We start from the raw sequence: 14,950 nt of genomic DNA, 5'->3' as shown, positions 1-14,950 counted from the left end.
CTCTGGCCGGTGCGGGTGCCGTCCTATCGGGGTGTGGGATGCTCAAGAAGGGCGGTTCTGCCTCCTCGGGGAGGAGTTCGGGGGCTGCGTCCCCACGTGCTGTTGCGACCGCGACTGGTCCTCATGGCGGGGTGATGATAGAGGCGGAGTGGAAAGGGGCTCCGCTCTCGGTTGAGGTGGGGCCCGCCGCAGTCGACGGCAAGTACGCTGTCGTGCGCATGGAGTTCACAACGACCTCTGGTGACAAAGTAAGCCTGTATCAGGCATTCGGCTCCACGTATCGTCCGGGGACGATGGTTGCGATCAGGATGCTCTCTCTGGATAAGGGTCTGGTCTATCGTGAGCTGGATGAGGAAGCGCGTCATTTATATGATGACGTCGAAAATGATAAGCCTCTGGAAGTATTTCCAGTGTTTCATGCGCCGCCCGAGGATGTTAGCGCCGTGGACCTGTTCCTTTCTTATGTGGGTATCGCTACAGGCATTCCGGTTTTGAAGGATACCGAGGCTGATTTCTCGGTGAATGATGTGGTGTCGAAGGCTAAGCTCGACGAGTCGGAGGCAGGGCCGTTGAAGATTGAGACCATGTCGCTGGCTGCTGATGATTCGTCGGATACGAAGCAGGATGAGAAGTCGACGACGGTGACGGTGGCTGGGGATGTCACGTTCGCGACCGACTCCGATCAGCTCTCGGCTCAGGCTGACGGTGTGCTGGCGACTGTGGTGGAGCAGATCAAGAAGTTTCCCTCTGGTGGGGATCTGACGATCACGGGTCATACCGATGATGTGGCTGATGATGCACACAACCAGGATCTGTCGGAGCGGCGGGCCAAGGCGGTGTCGGAGCGGCTCAAGAAGCTGACGGACTTGTCTGCGTGGAAGGAGTCGGTCTCAGGTAAGGGGGAGTCCTCGCCGCGGGTTGCGAATGACACTGATGAGCACAGGCAGATCAACCGTCGTGTTGAGATTGCGCTAACGCCCTCGAAAGCCGCCGAGGCCAACGCGGCGCCGAGCGCGAGTACGGCACCGTCGTCGTCCGCGATGCCGAAAGCCGCAGGGCCTGTGGGTAAAGGACCTGAGGGTGTCGATGTGAAGGTCAACGGTAAAACTGTGCGCATGGTCATCGACCACGTGGTTCGAGCCGGTAGCTACTTGGCGGGAACGGTGGTGCTTACGTCTAGCGAGACAGTTAGTATGCCGGTTGCTCCCTTCGCGTTGCCGGGCAAAATGATGGATATGCGTGGCCTGTCTGGAGTGTTCTATGTAAGTAGCTTGACCATCCTGAGCGGAGGGTTGAGGTATCTGGAGGCCGACTATACTTATTCCGATGGAAGTAGATATCCTTTAGCGAATAGCTTTGTGTACAATCTTGAGCCTGGAGCTTCCCAGTCCCTTCCGGTCGTGTGGCCAGATGTCGGTGGGGATAGTGTCATGATCGATATGCCCGCAGGTGAGTACCTTTATACGAAAGAGCGAGTTGTCGCCCGCCTTACCGACATCCCGGTTGTCAACGCGTAGTGGCCCGGTCCCTTAGAAGGGTGGGGCCGCGTCGATGAGGGGTGTGAGTTGGAGGGTGTGGGCGGCTTTGGGGTAGGGGGTGGTCTCAAGGGCTCCGGGTTTGTGGCCGGGTTGGGGGCCAAGGCCCAACCCACCCTTCTCAACCAGCCCGCCCGAACCCGCTCACCCAACCCCACCCCTCCCCGACGTGACGTGGCTCAAAGCCGCGATGTTGCCCGCGCCCTGGGGGAGTCCCCGTCTTCCTCCATAGACTGTGGCGCGGTACCCCGTCGCCGTCGCCCCGGACCGGAACAACCGGTTCTCCCGGCAGCGGGAACGCGGGTGCCACGTCCACGTCCCCTGAAACAGGAACGAAGAACAGTGAACGCACGTCCTCTCAATGTCGCCGTCATCGGAGCAGGCCCCGCAGGCATCTACGCCTCGGACATCCTCTCGAAGTCGGGCATGGAGGTCTGTATCGACCTGTTCGAGCGGCTTCCTGCGCCATATGGGCTGGTGCGCTACGGCGTCGCCCCCGACCACCCGCGCATCAAGCAGATCATCGTGGCCCTCTACAAGATCCTCCAGCGCGGGGACATCCGGCTCATCGGCAACGTCGAGGTCGGCCGTGACATCTCGGTGGCCGAGCTCCAGGAGCACTATGACGCCATCATCTTCTCCACCGGAGCCGACACCGACGCCCCCCTCGACATCCCCGGCGTCGACGCCCCCGAGTGCTACGGCGGCGCCGACTTCGTCTCGTGGTACGACGGTCACCCCGACCACCCGCGTACCTGGGACCTGAGTGCCAAGGAGGTCGCCGTCATCGGCGTCGGCAATGTCGCGCTGGACATCGCCCGCGTCCTGGCCAAGCACGCCGACGACCTCATGACCACCGAGATCCCCGCGAACGTGGCCGCCACCCTTCAGCAGTCCCCGGTCACCGACGTGCACGTCTTCGGTCGCCGCGGTCCGGCTCAGGTGAAGTTCACCCCGCTGGAGCTGCGCGAGCTCGGTAAGCAGGCCGACGTCGACGTCCTCGTCGACGAGGAGGACTTCGAGTACGACGAGGGCTCGCAGGCGGCCCTGGCCTCCTCCAACCAGCAGCGACAGGTCGTCAAGGCCCTTGAGGGATACGCGATGCAGGAGCCGGAGGATCTCACCGCCTCCCACCGCATCCACATCCACCTCTTCTCGGCGCCTCACGAGGTCCTCACCGACGACGACGGCCATGTCGTCGGTCTGCGCACCGAGCGCACCCGCCTGACCGGCGACGGCAACGTCACCGGCACCGGCGAGTTCCGTGACTGGCCCGTCCAGGCCGTCTACCGCGCCGTCGGATACGCCTCCAGCGCCATCGAGGGCCTGCCCTTCGATGCCGAGCGGCACGTCGTCCCCAACGAGGGCGGCCGCGTTCTCGGTGAGGACGGCAAGCCCCTGACCGGCCTGTACGCCACCGGCTGGATCCGCCGCGGCCCCGTGGGCCTCATCGGCTCCACCAAGTCCGACGCGCAGGAGACCATCACCAACCTCGTGGCCGACGCCAACGCCGGCCTGCTGCACGCCGAGACCAGCGACGAGGCCCAGGTCGGTCACGACGCCATCATCGCCCTGCTGGAGTCCCGTGGCATCCCCTTCACCAACTGGGAGGGCTGGGAGCTGCTGGACGCCTACGAGCGCGAGCTCGGTGAGGGCTACGGCGAGGTCGTCGTCACCGGAGGGGCCTCCAAGCCGCGCGAGCGCGTCAAGGTCGTCTCCCGTGACGCCATGACCGCGATCTCCCGCTCCACCGAGGTTCCCGAGGACCTCATCGGCCAGCCCGAGGCGGGCCGCGTCCCCGAGCGCGTCGCCCACCGCCTGGCCGACTGAACCGAGCGCTGTCTCAGGCTCAACCGCAGCCGACATCGCATCACCCGTCCGGCACCGGTCCCCGCGGCCGGTGCCGGACGGGCGTCGCCACCGACACGGAGAGGAAGAAGCCCGATGAGAACCCGTCGCGTCCGCTTAGCCAGCGGAACCGACCGCTGGGCGCATGACCTCTACCTGCGTGCCTTCCCCGAGGAGGAGCGCCTTTCCTGGGCACTCATCCGCCTGCTCAGCCTGCGGCGCGGCGTCGACCTCGTCGCCTGGTGGGACCAGCCCGCCGGACCGACCCGTGCGGCCCGCCCGGATCCCATCGCCCTGACCTGGACCGTGCGCCGCCCCGGCTCCCGTCTGCTCTACCTCTTCTACCTCGCCGTCGACGACGATGCCCGCGGCCGCGGCGTGGGCACCCGCCTCCTGGCCGAGCTCGAGCGCCGTCACCCCGGCTGCACCATCGTCCTGGACATCGAGCCCGTCATTGCCGAGGCCGACAACGCCGAGCAGCGCCGCCGTCGGTTCTCCTTCTACGAGCGCTCCGGTTTCCGCGACACCGGGTACTCGGTCCTGGACTCGACGGAGGAGTACTGGACCCTCGTGCGTGAGGCGCCGGGAACCACCTTCGACCCCGACGACTTCCGCGATACCCTGCACTGGCTGGACTGGGGCCTCATCACCGCGCGAGTGGTCCCGCGCGACTGAGCCGTGCGGAGCCGTCCCGTTATTCCTCGATCCGTCAATGGCTGCACGTGCCGATGGACATAGGTCAGACACAGGTTCATCCCATAGTCTCCAGCCATGACAAGGACTCACCACTACAACGGTCTCAAGACCGCCGTCCTCCTGGGCGGCATGTGGAGCCTGCTTCTTCTGCTTGGCTACGTGCTGGCCCGGGGGACCGGCTCCGCCATCTGGCTGGTCATCGCGCCGGTCATCGGCCTGGTGCAGACCGCCTACGGCTTTTGGAACTCCGACAAGATCGCCGTGCGCTCCATGGGCGCCATCGAGGTCACCGAGGCCCAGCAGCCCCAGATGTACGCCATCGTGCGTGAGCTCTCCGCCGCTGCCGGCCAGCCCATGCCGCGCCTCTACGTGGCCCCCACGATGAGCCCCAACGCCTTCGCCACCGGCCGCAGCCCCTCGCACGCCGCCGTGTGCTGCACGCAGGGCATCCTCCAGCTCCTCAACGAGCGCGAGCTGCGCGGCGTCCTGGGCCACGAGCTCTCCCACGTCTACAACCGCGACATCCTCACCTCCTCGGTGGCTGCGGGCATCGCCGGCGTCATCTCCTCCATGGTCACCATGGCCATGTGGTTCGGCGGCGGCAACCGGCGCGACCGGGACGGCGGCAACATCATCGCCGTCCTGCTGCTGGCCCTCCTGGCGCCCCTGGCCGCCGCCATCACCCAGTTCGCCGTCTCCCGGACCCGCGAGTACGACGCCGACCACGACGGCGCCGAGCTCACCCAGGACCCGCTCGCCCTGGCCAGCGCGCTCAGCAAGCTCGAGTCCGGCATCTCACGCGTGCCCATGGGGCAGGACCCGCGCCTCGAACCGGTCTCCTCCATGATGATCGCCAACCCCTTTGGGAGCCTGCGCAACCTCTTCTCCACCCACCCGCCGATGGACAAGCGCATCGCCCGCCTCGAGCAGATGGCCGGGTACTGACGGGATGCCCCTGACCGTCGTCGGCGGACTACCAGCAGTCGGCAAGACCTCCGTCTGCCGGGAGATCCTGCGCCTGCAGGCCGAGGTGCAGCCGCAGAGCCAGCCGCCGACCTGGCTGCGCATTGACACTATTGAGCAGGCCCTGAGGGGCAGCGGCGAGATGCTCCCTGGCATGCCCGCGGGCGCCGGATACTACGTGGCTGCCGCTGTGGCCCGGGACGTCCTGGCCTCGGGCGGGGAGGTCCTGGTCGAGTGCGTCAACCCACTGCCCCTCACCCGCCGCCTGTGGGAGGAGACGGCCTCAGCCGCGGGTGCCCGGTTTCTCTCCGTCGAGCTCATCTGCTCCAATGCGGCCGAGCACCGGCGCCGCGCCCAGCAGCGGGTCAGCGACATCAAGGGACTCGAGCTTCCAGGGTGGCAGGAGATTACCCGCCGCGACTACGCCCCCTGGCCCGAGGCCGACCTCCGCCTCGACACCGCCCGTCTCACCGCCACGGAGGCCGCCCGGGCCATCATCGGCCTGCACCTCGCGGATGGAACCCGATGACGGTGGATAGGGGAATGGACACTCCACCTCCCACTGGAACCGACGACGACATCGCCCCACGCATCAGGGCCGCCGTCGACGCCGGTGAGCTGGGCGGCGTGACGGGTGGGCCGGTCGAGCGGCTGGGGGCCGGCGAGAGCTACACCGCCTGGAGAATCGGCTCGGGGGAGCAGGCCCGGGTCCTGCGCCTTCCGCGACTCCCGCCCCATGACCTGCCCCGCCCCATGGAGACCGAGTACGAGGTCCTCAGGCGCGTCCCGCCCGGGCTGGGAACCAGCGCCGTTGCTCTGGAGTCCAGTAGCGATAACCCGCTGGGCACCCCCTACATGGTGACCACCCACGTCCCCGGTCGGGCCCTGCGCGCCACCGACTGGAACCCACGGCTCGCCACCGCCCTCGCCCACCAGATCGCCCGCCTGCACGAGGCTCTCGCCACCGCCACCGCCACCGCCCCCGCCGCCGCGCTGTCGACCGCCTTTGTGCCGAGCGCCCGAGAGCAGGGGGAGGAGCTGGCGACCTGGTGGGGAGAGCACCATCCGCAGGCCCTCACCGACCCCCGCGTCCGCGCGCTCCTGCCCGCCTGGCGCCGCGAGCTTGACCGCCTCGCCCCGGCCTTCGAGGCGGTCCCCACCCACCGGCTCATCCACGGCGACGCCGTCGCCCCCAATGTCATCCTCGGCCCCGACGGCCTGCCACGACTCATCGACTTCGAGTGGTCCGGGCCCGGCGACACCGCCAAGGACCTGGCCCTCATCGGGGGCCGGGTGACCGGCGGGCCCTGGTACCTGCCCATGACCCCCGACGACGTCACCGTCTTCGTCACTGAGTACGCGCGGTACTCGCGGCGCTCGCGGCTCGCGCAGGACACCGGTACCACCGACCCGCAACGGCTGCTGGAGCGCCGCGACGCCTACGAGCTCCTCGACCGCCTGGGCAACCTCCTGTACTGCCTCAGCCGCCCCGGCGAGGCCCACTACGGCAGATGGGCCGACGAGCTCGCCCGCAGCCTGACCGCCCGACTCGGTGGCTGAGCCGTCCGCTGCAAGTCAGTGTCGGGCTAGCCCCACCACGGCTCCGCCAGGTGGCAGGATTGGGCGTGATTCCGGCCCTGAGGAGGATATGAGGCATGAACCGATCAGCATGGGCCGCGCGCTACCGCCAGCTTGGCAGGGACGCCGCCTTCCTCCTCCTCAGCGGGCCACTGAGCCTGCTCGCCTTCTACCTGCTTGTGCCACTGACCGCCCTCGGTGTGGTCACCACCATCATCTGGGTGGGGCTGCTGCTGCTCATCATCGACCTGAGCATCGCCGGGGGCTTCGCCAACTTCGCCCGCCTCGCCGTAGCGCGCGTGGACGGGCGCGAGCCGGTACCCGGCGGCTACCTCGAGCCCGAGCCGGGAGCCTCCGCGCGCCGTCGGCTCTTCCGGCGCTTGCGCGACCCCCAGCGCTGGATGGACCTGCTGTGGGCCGTCATCTACTTCCCGGTCTCCCTCATCACCTGGATCATCAGCGTCGTGTGGCTGGCCCTGGCCGTGGCAGGTCTCCTCGCCCCCATCGCCGATATCATCCTTGACCTGGTCCTCGATCCGGCCGTGGGGCAGCGCCAGGGGCTGGCTCATCTTCTGGGCCTGCAGCCGGAGCTGCTCTGGGACATCGGTTTCAACCTCACCTGCGGTATTGTCTTCTCCCTGACCGCCCCCGCCGTCCTGCGGGGCCTGGCCGCCATGCAGACGGGTCTCACCCGAGCCATGCTCTCCTGGCGCAGCGAGGTCAGCCGCCTCCAGACCTCCCGGGCCGCCGTTCAGCGCGCCGAGGCCGACACTCGCCGCCGCTTGGAGCGCGACATCCACGACGGCCCCCAGCAGCGCCTCGTGCGCCTGCGCATGGACCTGGCCCGTGCCCACCGGCAGGCCGAGAAGGACCCGGCGGCCGCGTCGGCCATCATCCAGGGTGCCATGGAGCAGACACAGCAGACCCTCGACGAGCTGCGTCAGCTCTCCCGCGGTATCGCCCCACCCGTCCTCATCGACCGCGGCCTGGCGGCCGCCATCACCGAGGCCGCCACCCGCTCCTCCGTCCCCGTCACCGTGAGCACTGAGCTGCCCGACCTGCCCGACCACGTCTCCCAGGCCGCCTACTTCGTGGTCAGCGAGGCGCTGGCCAACCTCAACAAGCACTCCGGGGCCACAGCCGCCGGCGTCGATGCCCGCGTCGTCGACGGCGCCCTGCTCGTGAGGATCAGTGACAACGGCATCGGTGGGGCCTCGACCGCCAAGGGACACGGCCTGGCCGGCCTGGTCGAGCGCCTCAACGGGGTCGACGGTAGGCTCTTCATCACGTCCCCGGCCGGCGGACCGACCACACTGGAGGCGAGAATCCCGTGCGCGTTCTAATCGCTGATGACTCCGTCCTCCTGCGCGAGGGGCTGGCACTCATCCTGGCCGACGGCGGCCACGAGGTCGTCGGGGGAGTGGGAGACGGCGAGGCCCTCGTGAGCGATGCCCTGCGGCTGCGGCCCGACGTCGTCGTCGCCGACATCCGCATGCCGCCCTCCCACACCGACGAGGGACTGCGGGCCACCACCCGTATCCGCGCCCAGTGGCCGGAGGCTCCCATCCTGCTGCTGAGCCAGTACGTCGTCGCCGGCTACCTGCCCGAGCTCCTGGCCGACGGCGGCGGCGCCCTGGGCTACCTCCTCAAGGACCGGGTCGGCGACATCGACGCCTTCCTCGGCGCGGTCGAGCGGGTGGCGCGCGGCGAGCTCGTCCTGGACCCCGACGTCGTCTCCCAGGTCCTCCAGCGAGGCCGGCGCGACGACCCGCTCACCGAGCTCACGCCCCGCGAGCGGGAGGTCCTGGCCCTCATGGCCGAGGGCCACACCAACGCCGGCATCGCCAAGATCATGGTGGTCACCGAGGGGGCCGTGGAGAAGCACACCCAGCGGATCTTCGCCAAGCTCGGCCTGCTGCCCGACGCCGCCGTCCACCGCCGCGTCAAGGCCGTCCTGACACTGCTGTCGGCCTAGCTGCCGGGGACGAGCGCCGCTCAGCGGTAGTTGACGAACTGGAGGGCGGCGTCGACGTCGAGGTTCTTCAGCAGAGCGATCGCCGTCTGGAGATCGTCGCGGGACTTGGAGGCCACGCGCACCTCGTCGCCCTGGATCGTGGCCTTGACGCTCTTGGGGCCCTCGTCGCGGATCGCCTTGGTGATCTTCTTGGCCACCTCCTGGGTCAGTCCTTCGCGCAGCGGGCAGGCCAGGCGGTAGATCTTGCCCGAGGGGCGCGGCTCCTTGTCCCCGAGATCCAGGGCCTTGAGGGAGACGCCGCGGCGGAAGAGCTTGGACTCCAGGACGTCCAGGATCGCCAGGACCCGCTCGGCCGTGTTGGCCTCCAGGGTGATGGTGTCGCCTGACAGGCTCACGGAGGCGTCAACGCCGCGGAAGTCGTAGCGCTGGGAGATCTCCTTGGCGCACTGGTTGACGGCGTTGTCCACCTCCTGGCGGTCGAGGCGGGAGACGACGTCGAAGGAGGAGTCGTTGGCCATGGCGGCAGTCCTTTCCGGGGTGGGGACCTCAGTCGCCCCGAGTCTAGGTGGGTTGTTCTGTGAGGAGGGTCCTACGGGGGCGATTGGCGTTTCGCGCCGCTGCCTTGCTATTCTTCCACGGCGCCAAGCGATGACCGAGAGGTTGGAGCGCGGAGCCAAGGCGGGTTGCCCGAGCGGCCAATGGGAGCTGACTGTAAATCAGCCGCGTAATGCTACGGGGGTTCGAATCCCTCACCCGCCACGGCGATCACTCGTGATCGCACCTCGCCGCCCGGCGAGGACCGCAGTGAGCGAAGCCACGGCGGAACGAATTGCCAGAGCGATTCGAATCTGCCTAGGATTCGGCTCGTTGCCCCGATAGCTCAGTCGGCAGAGCGTCTCCATGGTAAGGAGAAGGTCAAGGGTTCGATTCCCTTTCGGGGCTCTCACAGCGGGGGCCAATGGCCCCCATTGTGTTCCTATGGCGAGGTAGCTCAGCTGGTTAGAGCGCACGACTCATAATCGTGAGGTCGAGGGTTCGAGTCCCTCCCCCGCTACGCAAGCTTTCGAGTACAGCGTTCCATCGCATGCTCGAGGATCGACACGAGGAGACAAACGTGGCCAGCAAGTCCGCCGACGTTCGCCCCAAGATCACTCTGGCCTGCTCGGAGTGCAAGGAGCGCAACTACATCACCAAGAAGAACCGTCGGAACACCCCCGACCGTCTCAGCATCGCCAAGTTCTGCGCTCGCTGCGGCAAGCACACCGAGCACCGCGAGACCCGCTGAGCATCGCACAGCGATCCCGCTCTCGGCCGGATAGCGAGCCCCGTCGACATGACGTCGGCGGGGCTTCGTCGTCTCCTCGAGGCGGGTGCCTAGCATCATGAGGGTGAACGGTCTCAGCTCCTGTGACGACGCCGTCGAGCGGCTCGCAGCAGTCCTGAGCGGGGTGCTCTCAACCGGCTCCTCCGGACTGTCCGACCGCGAGGCTCACCGCCAGGCCAGGCGGGGAGCGACGGCGATCCTCCCCGCTGTGCAGGCCATGCGCCGGATCCAGGACTGGCTGTGGGACTGCCGGGGGGAGACCGCCTGGGAGGGACTGGTGCACCGCCGATGCCGGATGAGCCCGAGCCCAACGGGAGGCGCGGCCGCCCCGGGGCCGGCCGCGGCCGAGGGAGTCTCGATCCGGCAGGTCGAGCGCGCCGGGTGGGAGCTCATCCAGGCGACGGTCGAGGCGCCGGTGGAGGGGCAGTACTGGCGGGTGACCCATGAACTCGCCCGCCGGACGTCGCCGCCCGGGCCGGGCGCCGTCGAAAACGGGAAACTCACGCCCCCGGGGACCGGATTTGATACGCCATCGGGCTGCGTGTTCTACCGGCTCACTGACACTGATGTGGGCTCCTGGGCGCAGGCCAGCGGAGACCGGAACCCCATCCATCTCCTGCCCGGAAGGGCGGCCGAGGCGGGTCTGTCGGCAGGCCCCGGCGAGGTCGTCGCTCACGGCCTGCTACTCGGAGCGATCAGTCTCGCCCTGGTCCAGCCTTCGCCTTCACGGCATAATGGCCTCGTATTCATTGGTTCTGCTGATGTCCCGGCCTCCGAGTGTGGCGCGGAGGAGTCGTGGGCGACGCTCGCCGTCGATCCCGTCAGTGGGGACATCGCTCAGGGCCGGCGTCCCGTCCTGCGACGCCAGTGACCCCATCCACCCCCGTCAACGCCACCCGAAGATGGTGCGGAAGCCAGCCGTCGTCCTATCAATACATGAAGGAATAGTGATCGCTTACTGGAGAGAATTCTGACGGAGATTCATTACTGCCTTGAAGGAAGTGACACGAGGACGTGAAAATGAATTATCGACCCCCGCCCAATCATCGGTAGATGGGGATGATAACGTGACAAAGGTGGGTATTCAGGATGTCAAACTGATGTATGTCAGGTGACATGAAGTCAGTGCCTGAATTGTTTTCCTGCACGGAAGTGGATCTCCAAGATCCGCTCAGTACCAACGAAAAGTGGAGGGGGTGCCTAATGTTTCCAAGGTTGCCTGATGCTGTGGGTCACTGTGGTGGAGTGCTGAGGCTCCGACCGAGTGTGATAAAAAAGAAGTGGAGTCGTGCTTGTATGAAAGCCAAAGGCGATCAACAAGTTCGTGCTCGAGGGTTCGCGACCTGCCACAGGTCGGTGCTGAGAGGAGTCGATAAAGGTGATTACCGCAGAGCGGACGATGGTGGAGCCGACGGCCTGCGCCGAGGATGTCGAGATGACGTGGACTCAGAGCGATCAGGAAGCCGTTGAGGCCACCTACGGCCAAGAGCTGGCCGGGGCTGCGGGATCTCCCGAGGATGGTCTGAAGCCGACCGGTGGCTGTGGGCAGAGCGACTCCTCGGAGCAGAAGGGCTTCCGTCGGCTCGACGAGATCGAGATGGATGCCTGGCGTTCCTTCCTGGCGGCCTCCACCTCCGTCACCGCCCGTCTCAACCGTGAGCTCGAGGCAGGGTGCGGCATCTCCATGCACGAGTACGAGATCCTGGTGCGCCTGTCTGAGGCTCCCGACCAGACTCTGCGCATGTCCACTCTGGCCGAGCACGTCTCGCACTCCCGCTCACGGCTGACCCACACGGTCCGGCGCCTGGAGAACGTGGGGTACGTCGAGCGCAGCTCCTGCGACTCCGACCGTCGCGGCGTCAACTGCACGCTGACACCGCAGGGCCTCAGCTTCCTGCGCGAGGCGGCTCCGGTACACCTCGACGGCGTACGCCGCCATGTCGTCGACCGTCTCAGTCGTGAGCAGCAAGTCGCCTTGGCCGAGCTCATGAGGGTCATCGCCCAGGCCCCGGACTCCTCCTGCGGGCTCTCGGCGGCCTCGGCCTCCTGAGGCTCCCGCGCGCCGCCTGCGCGATCAGTGGGCGTCGTCAGCCGGTCTCGTCACCGGTGGCGGCGCCCACAAGTCTGTCCAGACCACGTCCAGGTCCGCCAGAAGGCGGCGCAGCAACGGCAGGGAGATGCCGACGACTCCGTGAGGGTCGCCGTCGATCCCCTCGATGAAGGCGCCGCCCAGGCCGTCAATGGTGAAGGCTCCGGCGCACCACAGCGGTTCCCCACTGGCGACGTAGGCCTCGATCTCGGCCTGGGACGGGGAGCCGAAACGGATGGTGGCCGAGCTGACCCCCTCGGCGATGGCGCCGTCGGCGGCGCGCACCAGGAAGTGCCCCGTGTGCAGGGTGCCGGTGCCCCCGCTCATCAACCGCCAGCGCTCACGAGCATCGGCGGCGTCGGTGGGCTTTCCGACGACCTGGCCGGAGATCTCCAGCATGGAGTCGCAGCCCACGACCACCTCGGCCTCCTGTGGGTCGGTGGAGGCCGCAACGTCGAGGGCCTTGGCCCGAGCCAGGGCCTGGACCTGCTCGGCGGCGGTCGGGGCCGCTAGACCGGCCTCGCGGCGCCGTCGGATCAGCTCGTCGAGCACGGCCTCCTCGTCGACGTCGGAGACCCGCACCAACGGCTCGACCCCTGCGGCTCGCAGGGTGGCCAAGCGGCCGGATGACTTCGAGGCCAGGAGAATCACGTCGCCAGACTATACGGGCCGGTAGTCTCGGATCATGATCTCAGGCGGCAGCCCCTTCTCGCGTCTCGACACCGTTCCCGTCACCGGATCCACCCAGGACGACCTGCGCGCAGCCCTCACGGGACCTGAGCGCGCGTCCTGGCCGCACCTGTCGGCACTGCGAGCGCTTGCTCAGACCGCCGGCAGAGGGAGGTCCGGGCGCGCCTGGGTCACCCCCGACGACGGAGGCGCCCTCCTGGTCTCCGTGGTGCTCAGGCCCCTCGTCCCCGCCCAGTGCCTGGGCTGGCTGCCGCTGTTGGGCGGCCTGGCAGTCCGTGACGCCCTGGCCCCTCTCGTTGAGGACCTGCCCTGGCGCGTGGGAACCAAGTGGCCCAACGACGTCGTCGCCCTGCCCGATGACCCGGCGGCCGTGCCCGCAGTGCCTGGCTGGGCCGGCACGCGCAAGATCACCGGCGTCCTCAGTGAGCTCGTCATGCCCGAAGCCGCCGCAGGGGGCGCCGCCGGCGTCCTTACTGCCGACACGGTTCCAGCTGACCGCGATGAGGCACCCATGGTCATCCTCGGAATCGGCGTCAACATCGGGCAGAGGGCTGAGGAGCTGCCGGTGCCCTGGGCCGGCTCCCTGCGCACGCTCGGCGCGGTCGGTACGGGAAACGGACCCGAGTCGGAAGACGTGGCGGAGAGCGTTCTTACGGCGATCGGCCACCAGCTGGCCCGGCTCGTCGGGCAGTGGGAGGAGGCCGGCGGGAATGTCGACGCCGCGGGCGGCGCGCTCGGGCGCCGGCTGCGCGAGGCGCTGACCACCCTGGGCAAGCAGGTCAGTGTCCAGGCTCCTGACGGTGAGCTCGGCGGGCTGGCTATTGACGTCACCCCCGCCCTCGTACTGCGCACCCAGGCCGGTGACACCGAGGTTTGCGCCGGCGATGTGACCCTCGTGCGAATGGAGGGCTGAGGGGGTCGTGAGAATCATGAACTCGTTGCTGGTGAATGCGGTCTGTTACCCAATGGGCATGAGCGTGTGATCTGCGCTACTGTGGCAGGGTGACATTAGACAGCCAAGCGAGCGAGGGGCTCGCACCGGACTCCCGTGGGGGCGTCCCCCAGCAGAAGGCTCACCAGGGCGCGCATCGTGTCGAGGGTGAGGCCGCTGCTGAGGTGGACCCCACGGAGAGAACCACCCTGGCGGGACACGAGAGCCTGCTGTTGGGGACGCCCCCCAGCCTGACCCTGACCGAGCTGGCTCAGCGAGCTGGAACCAGCGTGGAGGTGGCGCAGAAGTTCTGGCGCGCCATGGGCTTCGCCGATGTCCAACCCGATGAGGTCCGCTTCACTGACCAGGATGTTGCCGCACTTCAAGACACGGTGGCGCTGCTGGATGAGACCAGTGACTCCTCCCTGGCCTCGGCCAGCGTGCTCGAGCTTCTCAGGGCCCAGTCCTACACCATGGACCGCCTGGTCCTGTGGGAGCTGGAGACCTTCGTCACGGACCTCAGTGAGCGTCTCGGGCTGGATGACACCGCCGCACGGCTGGTGGCCCTCGACCGCATCGACGGCCTCGTGGAGCTCTTGTCGCGCCAGCTGACCTACGTGTGGCGCCGCCACATGGCCTCCATCCTGGGGCGCACCGATGCGGAGGTGTCGACCCGGGGCAGGGAGGACACCGGCCCCGACCTCTACCCGCTCATCCGCTCCCTGGGCTTCGTCGACATCGTCTCCTTCACTCAGCGCGCTCAGGGCATGAGCAAGGCCGCCCTGACCCACATGCTCGAGGACTTCGAGAACACGGCCCGGGACGTCATCACCTCGCGGGGCGCGCGGGTGGTCAAGACGATCGGGGATGCCGTCATGTACATCTCCGACGACCTGCTGATCGCCGCCGACGTCGTCACCGCCCTGGTCGAAGAGCTCCAGAAGGGACCGGATGCGATCCGGGTGCGGGCCAGCCTCGTCGAGGGGCGGGTCATCTCCCGCTCCGGGGACGTCTTCGGTCCCACCGTCAACCTGGCCTCCCGGCTCGTGGACGCGGCCGAGCCCGGCGGCATCCGCCTGGACGAGTCCACCGCCATGGCCATCCTCCGCTCGCCCGAAGCAGGACGGTACCGGGTGGGGCAGTGCCACGAGGTCGTGGCCAAGGGGCTGGGGCAGATCGTGCCCTGGTCGCTGGAGCGGACCTCGCCGACCCGCCCCTGAGTCGAACCCCTCGTTCCGTTACCATCTCGTGATTTTCTATCCCTTCGGCTCGTGAAGGGGCCGCTCGATCCCGGGGTTTTCCGCAGTATCCTCGCCGAAAC

The 14,950-nt window shown here is 67.9% G+C and carries 15 protein-coding genes and 3 tRNA genes; 16 read left to right on the top strand and 2 right to left on the bottom strand.

What is annotated here, in order from left to right:
* The first annotated feature begins 218 nt into the window (after positions 1 to 218).
* The 8 genes from HW274_RS10130 to HW274_RS10095 all read left to right on the top strand — a co-directional run bounded on the left by HW274_RS10130 (position 219) and on the right by HW274_RS10095 (position 8,595).
* Complete coding sequence (locus HW274_RS10130) at positions 219 to 1,517, top strand: OmpA family protein (RefSeq protein ID WP_256692521.1); 1,299 nt, start codon at positions 219 to 221, stop codon at positions 1,515 to 1,517.
* A gap of 360 nt (positions 1,518 to 1,877) precedes the next feature.
* Complete coding sequence (locus tag HW274_RS10125; RefSeq protein ID WP_075254760.1) at positions 1,878 to 3,365, top strand: FAD-dependent oxidoreductase; 1,488 nt, start codon at positions 1,878 to 1,880, stop codon at positions 3,363 to 3,365.
* A 114-nt stretch (positions 3,366 to 3,479) separates the two neighbouring features.
* On the top strand, positions 3,480 to 4,058 hold the full coding sequence (locus HW274_RS10120) for an N-acetyltransferase (RefSeq protein WP_075254759.1): 579 nt from the start codon (positions 3,480 to 3,482) through the stop codon (positions 4,056 to 4,058).
* 96 nt (positions 4,059 to 4,154) lie between these two features.
* A complete protein-coding gene (htpX, locus tag HW274_RS10115; RefSeq protein ID WP_075254758.1) occupies positions 4,155 to 5,024 on the top strand; it encodes a zinc metalloprotease HtpX in 870 nt (289 codons plus the stop codon).
* 4 nt (positions 5,025 to 5,028) lie between these two features.
* Positions 5,029 to 5,571 carry an AAA family ATPase gene (locus tag HW274_RS10110; protein WP_075254757.1) on the top strand — a complete coding sequence of 181 codons (543 nt, stop codon included), beginning with the start codon at positions 5,029 to 5,031 and terminating at the stop codon, positions 5,569 to 5,571.
* A 14-nt stretch (positions 5,572 to 5,585) separates the two neighbouring features.
* Entirely contained in the window at positions 5,586 to 6,602 is a 1,017-nt protein-coding gene (locus HW274_RS10105) for a phosphotransferase family protein (RefSeq protein ID WP_256692520.1), read from the top strand.
* 95 nt (positions 6,603 to 6,697) lie between these two features.
* A complete protein-coding gene (locus tag HW274_RS10100) occupies positions 6,698 to 7,963 on the top strand; it encodes a sensor domain-containing protein (protein ID WP_075254755.1) in 1,266 nt (421 codons plus the stop codon).
* Positions 7,951 to 8,595 (top strand): response regulator transcription factor, encoded by a 645-nt coding sequence (locus tag HW274_RS10095; protein ID WP_075254754.1) that lies wholly within the window; start codon positions 7,951 to 7,953, stop codon positions 8,593 to 8,595. The genes HW274_RS10100 and HW274_RS10095 overlap by 13 nt, the downstream gene beginning before the upstream one ends.
* 20 nt (positions 8,596 to 8,615) lie before the next feature.
* Here HW274_RS10095 and HW274_RS10090 read toward each other — a convergent pair whose 3' ends face one another.
* Positions 8,616 to 9,113, bottom strand: a complete 498-nt coding sequence (locus HW274_RS10090; RefSeq protein ID WP_075254753.1) for a YajQ family cyclic di-GMP-binding protein — start codon at positions 9,111 to 9,113, stop codon at positions 8,616 to 8,618.
* Positions 9,114 to 9,272: 159 nt separating this feature from the next.
* Here HW274_RS10090 and HW274_RS10085 point away from each other — a divergent pair.
* The 6 genes from HW274_RS10085 to HW274_RS10060 all read left to right on the top strand — a co-directional run bounded on the left by HW274_RS10085 (position 9,273) and on the right by HW274_RS10060 (position 11,969).
* Positions 9,273 to 9,354 (top strand) — tRNA-Tyr (locus tag HW274_RS10085).
* Between the two features lie 110 nt (positions 9,355 to 9,464).
* Positions 9,465 to 9,537, top strand: a tRNA-Thr gene (locus HW274_RS10080).
* A gap of 38 nt (positions 9,538 to 9,575) precedes the next feature.
* Positions 9,576 to 9,649, top strand: a tRNA-Met gene (locus HW274_RS10075).
* Positions 9,650 to 9,709: 60 nt separating this feature from the next.
* Complete coding sequence (gene rpmG / locus HW274_RS10070) at positions 9,710 to 9,880, top strand: 50S ribosomal protein L33 (RefSeq protein WP_003779904.1); 171 nt, start codon at positions 9,710 to 9,712, stop codon at positions 9,878 to 9,880.
* A gap of 97 nt (positions 9,881 to 9,977) precedes the next feature.
* The gene (locus tag HW274_RS10065; RefSeq protein WP_075254772.1) at positions 9,978 to 10,790 is read left to right on the top strand and encodes a MaoC/PaaZ C-terminal domain-containing protein; all 813 of its coding nucleotides are present in this window, start codon (positions 9,978 to 9,980) and stop codon (positions 10,788 to 10,790) included.
* Positions 10,791 to 11,297: 507 nt separating this feature from the next.
* Positions 11,298 to 11,969, top strand: a complete 672-nt coding sequence (locus HW274_RS10060) for a MarR family winged helix-turn-helix transcriptional regulator (RefSeq protein ID WP_075254752.1) — start codon at positions 11,298 to 11,300, stop codon at positions 11,967 to 11,969.
* Between the two features lie 24 nt (positions 11,970 to 11,993).
* On the opposite strand, the gene HW274_RS10055 is transcribed toward HW274_RS10060, so the two are convergent.
* Positions 11,994 to 12,659 (bottom strand): nucleoside triphosphate pyrophosphatase, encoded by a 666-nt coding sequence (locus tag HW274_RS10055; RefSeq protein ID WP_185988732.1) that lies wholly within the window; start codon positions 12,657 to 12,659, stop codon positions 11,994 to 11,996.
* A 34-nt stretch (positions 12,660 to 12,693) separates the two neighbouring features.
* Here HW274_RS10055 and HW274_RS10050 point away from each other — a divergent pair, with 34 nt between their 5' ends.
* Both HW274_RS10050 and HW274_RS10045 read left to right on the top strand, forming a co-directional pair.
* A complete protein-coding gene (locus tag HW274_RS10050) occupies positions 12,694 to 13,611 on the top strand; it encodes a biotin--[acetyl-CoA-carboxylase] ligase (protein WP_075254750.1) in 918 nt (305 codons plus the stop codon).
* Positions 13,612 to 13,700: 89 nt separating this feature from the next.
* Positions 13,701 to 14,849, top strand: coding sequence for an adenylate/guanylate cyclase domain-containing protein (locus HW274_RS10045; protein WP_081376277.1), 1,149 nt, complete (start codon positions 13,701 to 13,703; stop codon positions 14,847 to 14,849).
* The last annotated feature ends 101 nt before the right edge of the window (positions 14,850 to 14,950 follow it).

The organism is Actinomyces sp. oral taxon 169 (genome assembly GCF_013394715.1).
Classification (GTDB): domain Bacteria; phylum Actinomycetota; class Actinomycetes; order Actinomycetales; family Actinomycetaceae; genus Actinomyces.
The sequence above is the reverse complement of the archived record's forward strand: the minus strand, read 5'-3'. Positions and strand labels throughout refer to the sequence as shown.